Origin of the sequence: Streptomyces sp. NPDC127108 (genome assembly GCF_042677545.1) — a bacterium.
In the GTDB taxonomy this organism is placed as follows: Bacteria; Actinomycetota; Actinomycetes; order Streptomycetales; family Streptomycetaceae; genus Streptomyces.
Genome location: NZ_JBHXTE010000023.1, coordinates 142,147 through 155,955 on the forward strand (window position 1 = coordinate 142,147; position 13,809 = coordinate 155,955).

12 protein-coding genes are annotated in these 13,809 nt (G+C 72.8%); 4 read left to right on the plus strand and 8 right to left on the minus strand.

Going from position 1 to position 13,809, the window contains the following annotated elements:
- Positions 1-98 precede the first annotated feature (98 nt).
- The 5 genes from ACFVHO_RS21160 to ACFVHO_RS21180 form a co-directional block, all read right to left on the minus strand.
- Positions 99-1,397: a haloacid dehalogenase-like hydrolase gene (locus ACFVHO_RS21160; protein WP_385716607.1), complete on the minus strand. Its 1,299-nt coding sequence runs from the start codon at positions 1,395-1,397 to the stop codon at positions 99-101.
- Between the two features lie 22 nt (positions 1,398-1,419).
- On the minus strand, positions 1,420-2,721 hold the full coding sequence (locus ACFVHO_RS21165; protein WP_385716649.1) for an HAD family hydrolase: 1,302 nt from the start codon (positions 2,719-2,721) through the stop codon (positions 1,420-1,422).
- Between the two features lie 97 nt (positions 2,722-2,818).
- On the minus strand, positions 2,819-3,607 hold the full coding sequence (locus tag ACFVHO_RS21170; RefSeq protein WP_289953074.1) for a 3-oxoacyl-ACP reductase: 789 nt from the start codon (positions 3,605-3,607) through the stop codon (positions 2,819-2,821).
- The gene (locus tag ACFVHO_RS21175) at positions 3,604-4,974 is read right to left on the minus strand and encodes an aldehyde dehydrogenase family protein (protein ID WP_385716611.1); all 1,371 of its coding nucleotides are present in this window, start codon (positions 4,972-4,974) and stop codon (positions 3,604-3,606) included. Before ACFVHO_RS21175 ends, ACFVHO_RS21170 begins: the two co-directional genes overlap by 4 nt.
- Before the next feature lie 9 nt (positions 4,975-4,983).
- A complete protein-coding gene (locus ACFVHO_RS21180) occupies positions 4,984-6,348 on the minus strand; it encodes a glutamine synthetase family protein (RefSeq protein WP_385716614.1) in 1,365 nt (454 codons plus the stop codon).
- 78 nt (positions 6,349-6,426) lie between these two features.
- On the opposite strand from ACFVHO_RS21180, the gene ACFVHO_RS21185 reads away from it, so the two are divergent.
- The 3 genes from ACFVHO_RS21185 to ACFVHO_RS21195 all read left to right on the plus strand — a co-directional run bounded on the left by ACFVHO_RS21185 (position 6,427) and on the right by ACFVHO_RS21195 (position 9,644).
- On the plus strand, positions 6,427-7,173 hold the full coding sequence (locus ACFVHO_RS21185; RefSeq protein ID WP_385716617.1) for a FadR/GntR family transcriptional regulator: 747 nt from the start codon (positions 6,427-6,429) through the stop codon (positions 7,171-7,173).
- A 193-nt stretch (positions 7,174-7,366) separates the two neighbouring features.
- On the plus strand, positions 7,367-8,839 hold the full coding sequence (gene eat, locus ACFVHO_RS21190; protein WP_385716619.1) for an ethanolamine permease: 1,473 nt from the start codon (positions 7,367-7,369) through the stop codon (positions 8,837-8,839).
- A gap of 31 nt (positions 8,840-8,870) precedes the next feature.
- Positions 8,871-9,644, plus strand: a complete 774-nt coding sequence (locus tag ACFVHO_RS21195; RefSeq protein WP_385716621.1) for a gamma-glutamyl-gamma-aminobutyrate hydrolase family protein — start codon at positions 8,871-8,873, stop codon at positions 9,642-9,644.
- Positions 9,645-9,911: 267 nt separating this feature from the next.
- On the opposite strand, the gene ACFVHO_RS21200 is transcribed toward ACFVHO_RS21195, so the two are convergent.
- Complete coding sequence (locus ACFVHO_RS21200; RefSeq protein ID WP_385716624.1) at positions 9,912-10,907, minus strand: LysR family transcriptional regulator; 996 nt, start codon at positions 10,905-10,907, stop codon at positions 9,912-9,914.
- A 70-nt stretch (positions 10,908-10,977) separates the two neighbouring features.
- Between ACFVHO_RS21200 and ACFVHO_RS21205 the strand changes: the two genes are divergently transcribed.
- Positions 10,978-12,111, plus strand: coding sequence for a TDT family transporter (locus ACFVHO_RS21205; RefSeq protein WP_385716627.1), 1,134 nt, complete (start codon positions 10,978-10,980; stop codon positions 12,109-12,111).
- Between the two features lie 17 nt (positions 12,112-12,128).
- Here the strand turns inward: ACFVHO_RS21205 and ACFVHO_RS21210 are convergent, their stop codons facing one another.
- Both ACFVHO_RS21210 and ACFVHO_RS21215 read right to left on the minus strand, forming a co-directional pair.
- Positions 12,129-12,881, minus strand: a complete 753-nt coding sequence (locus tag ACFVHO_RS21210; protein WP_385716630.1) for a helical backbone metal receptor — start codon at positions 12,879-12,881, stop codon at positions 12,129-12,131.
- 3 nt (positions 12,882-12,884) lie between these two features.
- Positions 12,885-13,460: a helix-turn-helix domain-containing protein gene (locus ACFVHO_RS21215; protein ID WP_030356269.1), complete on the minus strand. Its 576-nt coding sequence runs from the start codon at positions 13,458-13,460 to the stop codon at positions 12,885-12,887.
- Between the last annotated feature and the right edge of the window lie 349 nt (positions 13,461-13,809).

Below are 13,809 nucleotides of genomic sequence, written 5' to 3' on the forward strand. Positions count from 1 at the left end.
GAACGGTCTCGGTACACCGAACGGTCCTGGTACACCGAACGGTCTCGGTACACCGAACGGTCTCGGTACACCGAACGGTCCTGGTACACCGACCGGCCTCAGTACACCGAGTCCACCTGGTCGGGCACCACGGAGCCGTCACCGCGCAGCACGGGCGTCTTGCTGCCGTCCGGCGCGTTGTAGCCCGCCGTGGCGCACGGGTACGTGCCGCTCTTCTGCGGCAGCGGCTCGATGAACATCGGGTTCACGACCCAGCGCCCGTCGGCGTTGTCGTACGCCCGGCACATGAACTCGCTCTTGTTGCGGTTGAGCACGAGGTGCGCGCCGGTGGCGTCGCCGACGAACGTCACGTCGGTGTCGGCGTCGCCGCCGCCGATCGCGATGCGCTTGCTCCAGCGCTGCTTGTCCCAGGCCTTCTTGCCCTTGACCTTGTAGATCTCCTGGTTGACGAAGCAGCGCTTGCCGTCGATGTACGGGATGACCTCGCCCTTGTTGACGCCGACGCCACCGCAGCCCTGGTTCCAGGTGGTGATGCGGCCCTTGCCGTCGAGGACGGAGCGGATGGCGACGGTGTGCTTGCGGTCGATGCCGACGCCGCCCGCCCACACCTCGGCGACGGGCTCGGAGCCCGCGGAGACGATGTAGACGTCGAATCCGGCCTTCTTCAGGGTGCGGATCAGGTCGCGCTGCTGGTCGTAGTAGCGCACGTACCCCGGCACGGTGTGGCTGCCGATGGTGCGGGTGGTGCCGATCGGCGCGGCGAGGGCCTCCTTGCGGGCCTTCTTCGCGTACGACTCCACCTCCTTGACGGTGTGTCCGGCGAACAGCTGGGGCACCCAGGCGTACTGCGGGACCGTGCGGCGGTGGTTCCAGGTGCCCTCGAAGGCGGCGGCGCCGCTCATCGTGGTGCCGTCCTCGCGGATCTGGAGGATCTCGTCGGCGCACGCGCCGTTGGTGGAGGTGGGCAGCGGCTTGCCGACGGGCACCTTGGTGCCGCAGGCCTTGGTGAGGGCGCGGTGGCCCGCGGCCGTCATCCACTTGCTGGAGGACTTCCAGCTCTTGGGGCGCAGGATCTTGTCGTGGCGCAGCGCCCAGCTGATGGTGGCGTCGGTGACGTCGTTCTTGGTGATGGTGTTGTCCCAGTCGAAGGCGGCGACCGGGCGCTTGGTGCCGTGACCGAGGTGCGGGTTGGAGCAGGTGCCCCGCTCGTCGATGACCCGCTGGAGACGGGCGCGGTTGTCGCCGTACCAGGGGAGCTTCTTCGACAGCTGGGGACAGTGGGCGCCGGGGTGCGACGCGGGCGCGGCCGTGGCGGCGGCAGCGGGAAGCGTGACGGGCCCGGCCACCAGGGCGGCGGCCGAGGCCAGCGTCAACGCCAGAACGTTTCTGTTACGCATGTGCGTGGACGGTACAGCAGTCCTACGGGGCTGTTGAACCCCCGTACACCGTGTCCTGTTGGTCCTTGATGACCGATCCGTTCGCGCGGCGCACGGGGGCCTTGGCGCCGTCCCGCTCGGTGTAGCCGGTGGTGGCGCACGGATAGGGCGCGGACTGCTTGCCCTTGGGCTCGATGAACATGGGGTTGATCAGCCAGCGGCGGTCGCCGTTGTCGTAGGCGCGGCACATCAGCTCGGCCTTGTTGCGGTTCAGGACGAGCCTGAGGCCGGTGGCGTCGCGCAGGAAGGACACGTCGGTGTCGGAGTCGCCCGCGGCGAACACCTGGCGCTCCGCGGCCGGCTGGACCTTCTCGGCGGCCTTGCCGCGCACGCCGAGGATCCGCTCGTTGATGGCGCAGCGCTTGCCGTCGATGTACGTGATCATCGAGTCGGCGCCGTCCTCGACGGAGCCGCAGCCCTTGAGGCGGGCGGTGAGGCGTCCGTCGCGGGTGACGTTGCGGATGCCGATGGTGTGCCGGGCGTCGAGGCCCACGCCCTTCGCCCAGACCTCGGCGACCGGCTCGGGCGACGCGGAGACGACGTACACGTCGAACCCGGCCTTCTTCAGCGTGCGGATGAGGTCGCGCTGCTGGTCGTAGTAGCGGGCCCAGCCGGTGACCTTGCCGGTGCCGACGCGCTGTTCGGCGCCGATGGGCGCGGCGAGGTTCTCGGCACGGGCGGCGGCCGCGAAGCCCTTGACGCGGTCGGTGCTCCAGCCGCGCAGGAGCTGGGCGAGCCAGGCGTACTGCGGCTCCATGCGGCGGTGGTCGAACCCGGCGAAGGCCTCCTTGCCGGTGGTCGTGGCGCCCTCGCCGTACACGGCGGCGATCTCGTCGGCGCAGGCCGCGTTCGTGCGGGTGGGCAGGGTGCGGCCGGTGGCCGGGCAGGCCTTCGCGAGGGCCTTGGCGGCGGGCGCGGTGAGGTAACGGCTCGTGGTGCGCCAGTCGCCGCGCTCGGGGGTGCGTATCTTGCCGTGGCGCAGCATCCAGAACATGGTGGCGTCACCCACGTCGTTCCTGATGACGGTGTTGTCCCAGTCGAACACGGCGAGGGGCTTGTGGCGCTTGTCGTAGGTGTCGCCGCAGCGGCCGTAGGTGTCGAGGAGGTCCTGGAGGCGGTCCTTGTTGTCCCCGTACCAGCCCTTGGAGACGGTGAGGGCGGGGCACTTCGCGGGGGTCCGGTGCGGGGCCGGGGCGGCCTGGGCGGTGGTGGCGAGGCCGGTCCCGGCGACGGCGAGGGCGGCCGCCGCGGCGACAGCGGCAGCCAAGGGGTGCTTGATCTTCATGAACACGGTGCCTGTCTACGCAGGTCAGCCGGGCGCCTCGCGACGCCCGGCTGACGGGACGGTGGCCTCTGGGTGAACTGCCGGCCCAACCGATGGACTACAGGGGCGTGACGTACGCCCCGGAGATGCCGCCGTCGACCAGGAAGTCCGTGGCGTTGACGAACGACGAGTCGTCGCTGGCGAGGAACGCGACCGCCGCGGCCAGCTCCTCGGCCTCGGCGAAGCGGCCCACGGGGATGTGCACGAGGCGGCGGGCGGCGCGCTCGGGGTCCTTGGCGAACAGCTCCTGCAGGAGCGGGGTGTTGACCGGCCCCGGGCACAGCGCGTTCACGCGGATGCCCTCGCGGGCGAACTGCACGCCCAGCTCGCGGGACATGGCGAGGACGCCGCCCTTGGACGCGGTGTACGAGATCTGCGAGGTGGCCGCGCCCATCCGGGCCACGAACGAGGCCGTGTTGATGATGGAGCCCTTGCCCTGGCGCCGCATGTAGGGGATGGCGGCCTTGCAGCACAGGTACACGGAGGTGAGGTTGACCTCCTGGACGCGCTTCCAGGCCTCCAGGCCGGTGTCGAGGATGGAGTCGTCGTCGGGCGGCGAGATGCCCGCGTTGTTGAAGGCGACGTCGACGGAGCCATAGGTGTCGTACGCCGTCTTGAACAGCGCCTCGACCTGCTCGGCGTCGGTCACGTCGACCTTCACGAAGGTGCCGCCGACCTCCTCGGCGGCCTTCTTGCCCGCGGTCTCGTCGATGTCGCCGCACACCACGTTCGCGCCCTCGGCGGCGAGGCGGCGGGCGGTGGCGAGGCCGATGCCGCTGCCGGCGCCGGTGATGACGGCGGTGCGGCCGACGAGGCGACGGCAGATGTTTTCCTGAGCCTGGGTCACTGAGCGGGCCCTTCCGTGCTGATGAAGACGTTCTTGGTTTCGGTGAACGCGGCGAGGGCGTCCGGGCCGAGCTCTCGCCCGAGGCCGGACTGTCCGTAGCCGCCGAAGGGGGTCCAATAGCGCACGCTGGAGTGCGAGTTGACGGACAGGTTCCCGGCCCGTACCGCCTGCGAGACGCGCAGCGCCCGGCCCACGTCCCGCGTCCAGACCGAGCCGGACAGGCCGTACTCGGTGGCGTTGGCGAGGCGGACCGCGTCGGCCTCGTCGTCGAAGGGCAGCACGACCGCGACCGGCCCGAAGACCTCCTCGACGGCGACCGGGGAGGTCGGCCCTGCGTCGGTGAGGACGGTCGGCGGGAACCAGAAGCCCGGGCCCTCGGGGGCGCTGCCGCGGATCCCGGCGCCGGCGGGCACGTAGGACCGCACCCGCTCCAGCTGGGCCCGGGAGATCAGCGGCCCCATCTGCGTCTTCTCGTCGGCCGGGTCCCCGACGACGTACGACTCGACCGCGGGCGCGAGGACCTCGATGAAGCGGTCGTAGACGGAGCGCTCGACGAGGATGCGGGTGCGGGCGCAGCAGTCCTGGCCGGAGTTGTCGAGGAAGGAGCCGGGCGCGGCGAGCGCGGCGGCCTCCACGTCGGCGTCGGCGAAGACGATGTTGGGGCTCTTGCCGCCGAGTTCGAGCGTCAGGCGCTTCACGCGGTCGGCGCACTTGGCCATGATCTGCTTGCCGACGCGCGTGGAGCCGGTGAACACGATCTTGGCGACGCCCGGGTGCTCGACGAGCGCGTTCCCGGCGACGGCGCCCTCCCCGGGCAGGACCTGGAACAGGCCCTCGGGCAGGCCCGCCGCCAGGGCCAGCTCGGCCAGGCGCAGGGCGGTCAGGGGCGTCGTCTCGGCGGGCTTGAGGACGACCGCGTTGCCCGCCGCGAGGGCCGGGGCGGTGCCCCAGGCGGCGATGGGCATCGGGAAGTTCCAGGGCGCGATGACGCCGACGACGCCGAGGGGTTCGAGGATCGTGACGTTCAGGCCGCCGGGAACCGGGATCTGGCGGCCGTTCAGCCGTTCCGCGCCACCGGCCGCGTAGTCGAACAGGTCGCGGGCGTTGCCCGCCTCCCAGCGCGCGTTGCCGATGACGTGACCAGCCTCGCGCACCTCCAACTGGGCCAGTTCCTCGATGTGTTCGTCGATGACGGCGGCGAAGCGGCGCAGGATCCTGGCGCGGTCGGCGGGGGCCGCGGCGGCCCACTTCACCTGGGCCGCGGCGGCGCGTGCCACGGCCGCGTCGACGTCCTGGGCGGTGGCGGCGGGGACGGTCGCGACGACGTCCTCCGTCGCCGGGTTCAGTACCTGAAGGGACTCAAGCAAGGAAGTGCCTCACATGCGTTCGAAGGAGCGGCGGAGCTCCCAGTCGGTCACCGCGGCGTCGAAGGCGTCCAGCTCGACCCGGGCCATGTTGCGGTAGTGCGCGACGACCTCGTCGCCGAAGGCGGCCTTGGCGATGGGGCTGTTCTCCCAGAGCTCGGCGGCCTCGCGCAGCGTCGTCGGGACGTGTTCGTAGTCGGCGGTGTAGGCGTTGCCGGTGCAGGCCTCGGGCAGTTCCAGCTTCTGCTCGATGCCGTACAGGCCCGCGGCGACCAGGCCCGCGACGGCCAGGTAGGGGTTGACGTCGCCGCCGGGGAGCCGGTTCTCGAAGCGCAGGGAGCGGCCGTGGCCGACGACGCGCAGCGCGCAGGTGCGGTTGTCGTAGCCCCAGGCGGCGGCCGTCGGCGCGAAGGATCCCGGCTGGAAGCGCTTGAAGGAGTTGATGTTGGGCGCGTAGAGGAGCGAGAAGTCGCGCAGTGCCGTGAGCTGCCCGGCGAGAAAGTGCCGCATCACGTCGGACATCCCACCGGGCCCGTCGCCGGCCATGGCGTTGTTGCCGTCGGCGTCCTGGAGCGAGAGGTGGATGTGACAGGAGTTGCCCTCGCGCTCGTTGTACTTCGCCATGAAGGTGAGCGAGACGCCCTCCTGCGCGGCGATCTCCTTGGCGCCCGTCTTGTAGATGGAGTGCTGGTCGCAGGTGACGAGGGCCTCGTCGTAGCGGAACACGATCTCGTGCTGGCCGGGGTTGCACTCGCCCTTGGCGGACTCCACGGTCAGTCCCGCGGCGGCCATGTCGTTGCGGATGCGGCGCAGGAGCGGCTCGATGCGTCCGGTGCCGAGGACGGAGTAGTCGATGTTGTACTGGTTGGCGGGCGTCAGGCCCTTGTAGCCCGCGTCCCAGGCCTGTTCGTAGGTGTCCTTGAAGACGATGAACTCCAGCTCCGTGCCGACGTGGGCGCTGTAGCCGAGCTCGGCGAGACGGTCCAGCTGGCGGCGCAGTATCTGGCGCGGGGCGGCCACGACGGGCTCGCCGTCGTTCCAGGCGAGGTCGGCCATCAGCAGGGCCGTGCCCTCGTTCCAGGGGACGCGGCGCAGGGTGGAGAGGTCGGCGTGCATGGCGAAGTCGCCGTAGCCGCGGTCCCAGGAGGACATCGCGTATCCGTCGACCGTGTTCATCTCCGTGTCGACGGCGAGAAGGTAGTTGCAGCCTTCCGTGCCGTGCTCGAGGACCTCGTCGAGGAAGAACCGGGCGGCGAACCGCTTGCCCTGGAGCCGCCCTTGCATATCGGGGAAGGCCAGGACGACAGTGTCGATCTCGCCGCTCGCCACGAGAGCACGCAGCTCCTCGATGCCGAGCGGGGGTGTGCGGTCTGCCACGGGAAAAGCCTCCTTGGGTCAGCCGAGTGGCCATAAGGTATTGCCGAGAACCATTGCTTGGGAAGGGGGTACGGGCAGATGTCGCACCCAGAGACGGACGACTCGCACCTGCGGGGTGACGACCGGCTGACGCAGGTCCTGCGTCCGGTCCGGGCGGGCAACGGCTTCGAGGAGGCCCTGGAGCAGATCCTCCAGGTGGTCCGCCTCGGCCTGGTGCCGGGCGGCGAGCGCCTTCCGGCCGAGCGGGAGCTGGCCGAGCGGCTCGGGATCAGCCGGGTCACGCTGCGCGAGGTCCTGAAGGTGCTCCAGGATCAGGGGCTCGTGGAGTCGCGCCGGGGGCGCTACGGCGGCACGTTCGTGCGCCCGCGCCCGGAGGCGGCGGGCGAGGACGAGCTGCGCCGGCGCATCGCGGACGTGGACGTGGAGGACGCGCTGCGCTTCCGTGAGGTCCTGGAGGTGGGCGCGGCCGGCCTGTGCGCCGCGCACGGGCTCGACGACGGCCAGGCGGGGCGGCTGCGCGATGCGCTCGCCCGCACCCATGACGCGCCGCTCGCCGAATACCGCCGCCAGGACACGCTGCTGCACCTCACCCTGGCCGAGCTGTCCGGCTCCCCGTCGCTCACCGCGCAGTACGCCGCGGTCCGCGCCACGGTCAACGACCTCCTGGACTGCATCCCCCTTTTGGTACGGAACCTGGAGCACTCCCAGCGCCAGCACAGCGCGCTCGTGGAGGCGGTGCTCGACGGCGACGCGGACGGCGCGCGGGAGATGATGCGCGAGCACTGCGCGGGCACGGCGGCGCTGCTGCGGGGGTTCCTGACCTGAGGCGGAGACGCGGCCCTAGCGGGGGCGCGGCGGCGCGGGAGACCCGGGCCGAGCCGTGCGGGCACGCGCGCCCCGACTCCCCCACCGCCCGCGTGCTTAACCACGGCGTAACCGCAAGGGTCTTGCTTTCTCACCCCCACCACCGCAAAGGTATGGCTCCATTCCATTGAATGCCGCCGCAGGGAGCCGTGCCATGAGCCTGGAGTCCACCGAGCCATCGAAGGGCCGCGCCGCCAAAGAGGCCGGGAAAGCCGGGGAAGGCGACGACTATCTGGAACGGCGGGCCCTGCGCCGCGGCAACGCGGGCTGGGTCCTCCTCACCGGCCTCGGCGTCGCCTACGTCGTCTCCGGCGATTTCTCCGGCTGGAACTCCGGCCTCAAGGAGGGCGGCTTCGGCGGCCTCGGCATCGCCATGGCGCTCATGGGCGTCATGTACGCGTGCATGGTCTTCTCGCTCGCCGAGCTGTCGTCCGTGCTCCCCACGGCCGGCGGCGGCTACGGCTTCGCCCGCAGGGCGCTCGGCCCCTGGGGCGGCTTCCTCACCGGCACGGCGATCCTGATCGAGTACATCCTCGCGCCCGCCGCCATCTCCATCTTCATCGGCGACTACGTCGAGTCCCTGAACCTCTTCGGCCTGGAGTCCGGCTGGCCCGTCTACCTGGCCTGCTTCGTCATCTTCATCGGCATCCACCTGTGGGGCGTGGGCGAGGCGCTGCGGTTCAGCTTCGTCGTCACCGGCATCGCCGTGGCCGCGCTGCTCGTCTTCGCCGTCGGCGCGTTCATGGACTTCGACTCCTCCCACCTGAACGACATCGCCGTCGACCACGACGCCTTCGGCTCCAACTCGTGGCTGCCGCTCGGGCTCCTCGGCATCTGGGCGGCCTTCCCGTTCGGCATGTGGTTCTTCCTGGGCGTGGAGGGCGTGCCGCTGGCCGCCGAGGAGACCAAGGACCCCGCGCGCACCCTGCCGCGCGCCATCCGGTGGTCCCTGTGCATCCTGGTCGTCCTCGCCCTGCTCACCTTCTTCGCCTCCGCCGGGGCGCGCGGCTCGGCGGCGATCCAGGACACCGGCAACCCGCTCGTGGACGCGCTCCAGCCGGACGGCGAGGCGACGGCCCTCAGCCGCGTCATCAACTACGCGGGCCTCGCGGGCCTGGTCGCGTCGTTCTTCTCCCTGATCTACGCGGGCTCGCGCCAGCTGTTCGCCCTGTCCCGCGCGGGCTACCTGCCCCGCTTCCTGTCCCTGACCAGCAGCCGCAAGGCGCCCTACCTGGGCCTCGTCGTCCCCGGCGCGATCGGCTTCGGCCTGGCGGCGGCCACCGGCGACGGCGCCCGCATGCTGAACGTGGCGGTGTTCGGCGCCACGATCTCGTACGCCCTGATGTCCCTCTCCCACATCGTCCTGCGCCGCCGCGAACCGAACCTCCCCCGCCCCTACCGCACCCCCGGCGGCGTCCTCACCTCCTCCGTCGCCCTCGCCCTCGCCTGCGCGGCCCTGGTCGCCACGTTCCTCGTGGACGTCACGGCGGCGTTCATCGCCCTCGGCGTGTACGTCGTGGCGATCGCGTACTTCGGCCTCTACAGCCGCAAGCATCTGGTGGCACGGGCCCCGGAGGAGGAGTTCGCGGCCCTCGCGGAGGCGGAGGCGGAGCTGGAACGGAAGTGAGTGGGGCGGCGCCCGCTCCCAGGACGACGGCATGACTGCACGACGGCACGACGGCACCCAGTACGGCGACACGGAGACCCTGTTGAGTACGTTGCACACCACGGAGGCGGCAGCCCGCAGGCCGCTGATCGGCATCAGCACCTACCTGGAGACGAAGGCGAGTTGGGGCGTCTGGGAACTCCCGGCCGCCCTCCTGCCGGCCGGATACCCACGCCTGGTCCAGGCCGCGGGCGGCCTCGCGTCGATGGTGCCGCCCGACGAGCCGCGGTACGCCGCCGACGTCGTCGCCCGCCTCGACGGCGTCGTCATCGCGGGCGGCCCCGACGTGGACCCGTCCCACTACGGCGCGGCCCGCGAGGACCGCACCGGACCGCCCGCGCGCGAACGGGACGCCTGGGAACTCGCCCTGATCCGGGCGGCCCTGGACTCCGGCACACCCCTGCTCGGCATCTGCCGGGGCATGCAGCTCCTCAACGTCGCCCTCGGCGGCACCCTCGTCCAGCACCTGGACGGCCACGCGGCGGCACCCGGCGTCTTCAGCGCCCACACGGTGAAGCACGTCCCCGGCACCCGGTACGCCGAGATCGTCCCCGACCCCGCGACCGACGTCCCCACCTACCACCACCAGGCCGTGGACCACCTGGGCGACGGCCTCATCCCCTCCGCCCACGCGGCCGACGGCACCGTCGAGGCCATCGAACTGCCCCCTCCGGGGTGGGTGCTCGGGGTGCAGTGGCATCCGGAGGCAGGGGTGGACGTGCGGGTGATGAGGGGGTTGGTGGAGGCGGCGACGTCCGGCCCCTGACCCGGGCCCCCCGAAGTCCGCCCCCGCTCCCGCCCTCACACTCACCACGCCCGAACCCGGTCTGCTTCCCGCCCTTCCCGGGGCGCGGGCCGGGGGTGCGACGCCGTCGGCAGGGGCCGCAGGTCGCGCAGGGCGAGACGCCCACCCCGCGTCCAAGGGAAAACGGGTGGGCGGGTGGGAGAAAACCCGGGCGCAGGCCGAGGGGAGGACGCGGGCGGCCGGGGGCGCAGGGCCGCGTAAGGCGGGGAGGGCGCCCCACGACAAGGGCTAGCCGACCCCCCGGGTCAAGCTCAAGAGCTCCCGCACCGGCCCGGCCGGAACGTGCCCCACCGGCCAGACGGCCCGAAGCTCCCTCCGCAGCCGCACCCCGTCCACGGGAATCCCGACGAGCCGCCGAGCCGCCAGCTCCTCCCCCACGGCCAGCTCACTGAGCACGGCGGGCCCGGCCCCGCTGACGGCGGCGGACTTCACGGCGGTGGTCGAGGACAGTTCGAGCAGGGGCCGGGCGAGCCCGCCGAGGGCGGCCTCCAGGACGGCCCGCGTACCGGACCCCTCCTCCCGCAGGATCAACGGCGAAGCCGCGAGCTCCGCCGCCCCGAGCGGCGCCCGCCGCCGCGCCCACGCGTGCCCCGGCGCGACGACCACGACGAGCCGGTCCTGCGCGACGACGACCCCGTCGAGCCCGGCCGGTACCCCGATCCCCTCGACGAACCCGACGTCGGCCTCCCCGGCGAGCAGCCGCCCGGCCACCACCGCGGAGTTCCCGGCGAGCAGGGACACCGCCGTGTCCGGCCGCCGCGCGCGCAGCGCGATGAGCCAGCCGGGCAGCAGATACTCGGCGATGGTCATGCTCGCGGCGACCCGGAGCCGCGAGTCCCGCCGGTCCCGCAGCGCCTGCGCCCCCACGTCGAAGGCCTCGGCCGCCTCGACGATCCGCCGCGCCCAGTCCGTGACGAGCGCACCCGCCTCGGTGAGCCGTGACCCGCGGGGCGAGCGGTCCACGAGGGCGACGCCGAGCAGCCGTTCCATGGACCGGATCCGGCCGCTGGCCGCGGGCTGGGTGATGCCGAGTTCCCGCGCGGCCCTGCCGAGACTGCCGAGGCGCGCCACCGCCAGGAGCAGTTCAAGGGCGGCCAGGTCGGGCACTCGGTGGGCCAGCGGCGCCGCACCCGTCGTACAAGAAACGCCGTCCGACGCGCTCGCGGCACCCGGCACGCCACCGGCACCGGACCCCGCCGACTCCCCCGCACCCGAACCAGTCATAAGTCCAGGTTATGCCCTCATAGCGAAGACGTCTCTGGTGGGCCCGGCCGGACGGGCGCACCGTGGAGGCATGGTCACCGTCGCACCCCTTCCCTCGTCGGCCTCGCCCTCCTCGGCCCATCCGGCCGGCGGGCCCCGTTCCGGCAGCGTCCGCCACCTCGGACCGAACTGGTACGCCTCCGTGATGGGCACCGCCATCATCGCCAACGCGGGCGCCGCCCTGCCCGTGGACGTCCCGGGCCTGCGCTCGGCCGTGACCGGGGTGTGGGCCCTGTCCCTGGTGATGCTGGTGACGCTGCTCGGCGCGCGCGCCGTCCACCACGTGCGCCACCGCGACCAGGCCCGCGCCCACCTCGCCGACCCGGGCATGGCCCCGTTCTACGGCTGCCTGGCCATGGCGCTGCTCGCCGTGGGCGCGGGCGCGATGCTCGTCGGCTCGGACTGGATCGGCACCACGGCGGCGGTCGCCCTCGACACCGTCCTGTTCACCGCCGGTACGGCCATCGGCCTCGCCGCGGCCGTCGCCATCCCGTACCTGATGGTGGTCCGCCACCGCGTGCGGCCCGGCAGCGCCTCGCCCGTGTGGCTGCTGCCCGTCGTGGCGCCCATGGTGTCGGCGGCCGTCGGCCCCCTGCTCGTCCCGCACCTGCCCGCGGGGCAGGCACAGCAGACCCTGCTGTACGGCTGTTTCGCGATGTTCGGCCTGAGCCTGCTCGCCACCCTGGTGATGCTGCCCCTGATCTTCGGGCGCCTGGTCCACGACGGCCCGCTGCCGCTGGCGCTCACCCCCACCCTGTTCCTGGTCCTCGGCCCGCTCGGCCAGTCGACCACCGCCGCCAACAAGTTCGCCGACGTCGCCCCCGGCGTCCTGCCCGCCCCCTACGACCAGGGCTTCGCCGTCTTCGCCGTGCTCTTCGGGGTGCCCGTGATGGGCTTCGCCCTGATGTGGCTCGCGCTCGCGGCCGCGCTGGTGCTGCGGGCCCGGCGGCGCGGCATGGGCTTCGCGATGACCTGGTGGGCCTTCACCTTCCCCGTCGGTACGTGCGTGACGGGCGCCGAGGGCCTGGGCAGGCACACCGGCCTCGCGGCGTACGACTGGCTCGCCGTGGCGCTGTTCGTCGTGCTCGTGTCGGCGTGGCTGGTGGCGCTCGTCCAGACCCTGCGCGGTGTGGCCGGCGGGAAGCTCCTCGCGGCTCCGCGCTGAGACGGCCTGTCAGGACGTCAGCGGTACACGGCCCGCAGCGCCGCGCCCAGCACCTCGGGTGCCTCGGCCAACGACGGTCCGTACCACGTGAGATGGCGACCGCTGACGAGCGCGGCGGGCAGTGTCTCCGGGAACGCCTCGGGCCCGTCGTCCCGCGTGAACCGGTACGGCTCGTCCGGCAGGACCACCAGGTCGAGCCCGGCGGCCCGCAGTTCCTCGACGGGCACCCGGGGGTAGCGCTCGGCGTGCCCCGCGTACGCGTTGTCGACCCCTAGCCGGGCCAGCAGGTCCCCCGCGAACGTGTCCCGCCCGAGGACCATCCAGGGCCTGCGCCAGATCGGCACCGCGGCTCGGAGGCGTCCGGCGTGACGGGTGGCTCCGGCCGACGGGGCCCCGAGATTCCGCCACGCGGCCTCCGCGGCCACCAGCCACCCCGGCCGCCGCTCGGCCCCGCACGCGTCAAGGACCCGCTCCAGCTCACGGAACGCCTGGTCGAGCCCCCGCACCTCGGTGACCAGGACGTCGACGCCCGCCGCCCGCAGCGCCGCGATGTCCGGCGCGCGGTTCTCCTCCTCGTTGGCGATCACGAGGTCGGGCGCGAGCGCCACGATCGCCGGGACGTCGGGGTTCTTGGTGCCGCCTACGCGGACGGCGTCGAGGTCCGCCGGGTGCGTGCACCAGTCGGTCGCGCCGACCAGCGTGCCGGGCGCGGTCACGGCGACCGCCTCGGTCAGCGACGGCACCAGGGACACCACCCGCACGGAGGGCATCGGTCAGCGCCGCTCGCCGTCCACGGCCTCGATGTGGTCGCCGACCGCGACGACCAGGACGCGCGCGTCGGCGGCCGTGGCCCGCCAGCGGTGCCGCACCCCACCCGTCAGGTACAGGCTGTCGCCGGGTCCGAGGCGGTAGGCCCGCCCCTCGGCCTCGACCTCGACGGCGCCACCGATGACGTACATCAGCTCGTCGTTGCGGTGCTGGAACTCGCGGCCCTCGTCGTGGTCGCCGACGTACTCGAAGGCGTGCAGCTGGTGGTGGCCGCGCACCAGGTCCCGCACGTGCGTCTCCGGGGTGCCGCCCGCGAGGCTCACGTCGTCGTCGGCGCGCACCACGTCGACCGTGCAGGCCGGGTCGGCGGCGGCGAGCAGTTCCACGGCGGTCGTGCCGAGGGCGTCGGCGACCCGCTCCAGGGAACGCATGCTGGGCCGGGCCCGCTCGTTCTCGACCTGGCTGAGGAAGGGCACCGAAAGGCCGCTGCGTCCGGCGACGACGGCGAGAGTCAGCTCGAGGCGGCGCCGCCGACGCCGCACGGCCGCGCCCACCCGGAGGGTCTCCTTGTGCTCGTCCATGGCCCCGGCTCCCTTCTTCCGCTCCCGGCCCCGCTGCCGCGCGCACCGGCCGTCCTGCCCTCGTCGTCACCCCTGCGGGCCGACGCTGTCACCCTGAAGGGTTTTCTGCACCCTACGCATGTTCGCCAAACGGTTTTACCCAGTTGGGCGCTTCGGGCGCCGGTTACGGCCGCCGCGGGCCCCCGCGCGCCCCGTACGGACCGTGCGCGACCGGTGACAGCTCACGCCAGTAGATCACCTGTCCGGATTCCCCGAGAACAGGACACCCGCCCGGCGCGCGACCGCGGCCGTGCGCCGGGCAGGCCCCCGGAACGCCCCGAGGGGTGGGCCCCGCCGTGTGGCGGGACCC

What these genes read in the sequence shown, in the direction of transcription:
- ACFVHO_RS21160 (WP_385716607.1), bottom strand. Translation starts at nt 1,397, where the DNA reads ATGCGTAACAGAAACGTTCTGGCGTTGACGCTGGCCTCGGCCGCCGCC.
- ACFVHO_RS21185 (WP_385716617.1), top strand. Translation starts at nt 6,427, where the DNA reads ATGTCGCACCCAGAGACGGACGACTCGCACCTGCGGGGTGACGACCGG.
- ACFVHO_RS21195 (WP_385716621.1), top strand. Translation starts at nt 8,871, where the DNA reads ATGACTGCACGACGGCACGACGGCACCCAGTACGGCGACACGGAGACC.
- ACFVHO_RS21205 (WP_385716627.1), top strand. Translation starts at nt 10,978, where the DNA reads ATGGTCACCGTCGCACCCCTTCCCTCGTCGGCCTCGCCCTCCTCGGCC.
- ACFVHO_RS21210 (WP_385716630.1), bottom strand. Translation starts at nt 12,881, where the DNA reads ATGCCCTCCGTGCGGGTGGTGTCCCTGGTGCCGTCGCTGACCGAGGCG.
- ACFVHO_RS21215 (WP_030356269.1), bottom strand. Translation starts at nt 13,460, where the DNA reads ATGGACGAGCACAAGGAGACCCTCCGGGTGGGCGCGGCCGTGCGGCGT.
- ACFVHO_RS21165 (WP_385716649.1), bottom strand. Translation starts at nt 2,721, where the DNA reads ATGAAGATCAAGCACCCCTTGGCTGCCGCTGTCGCCGCGGCGGCCGCC.
- ACFVHO_RS21200 (WP_385716624.1), bottom strand. Translation starts at nt 10,907, where the DNA reads ATGACTGGTTCGGGTGCGGGGGAGTCGGCGGGGTCCGGTGCCGGTGGC.
- eat (WP_385716619.1), top strand. Translation starts at nt 7,367, where the DNA reads ATGAGCCTGGAGTCCACCGAGCCATCGAAGGGCCGCGCCGCCAAAGAG.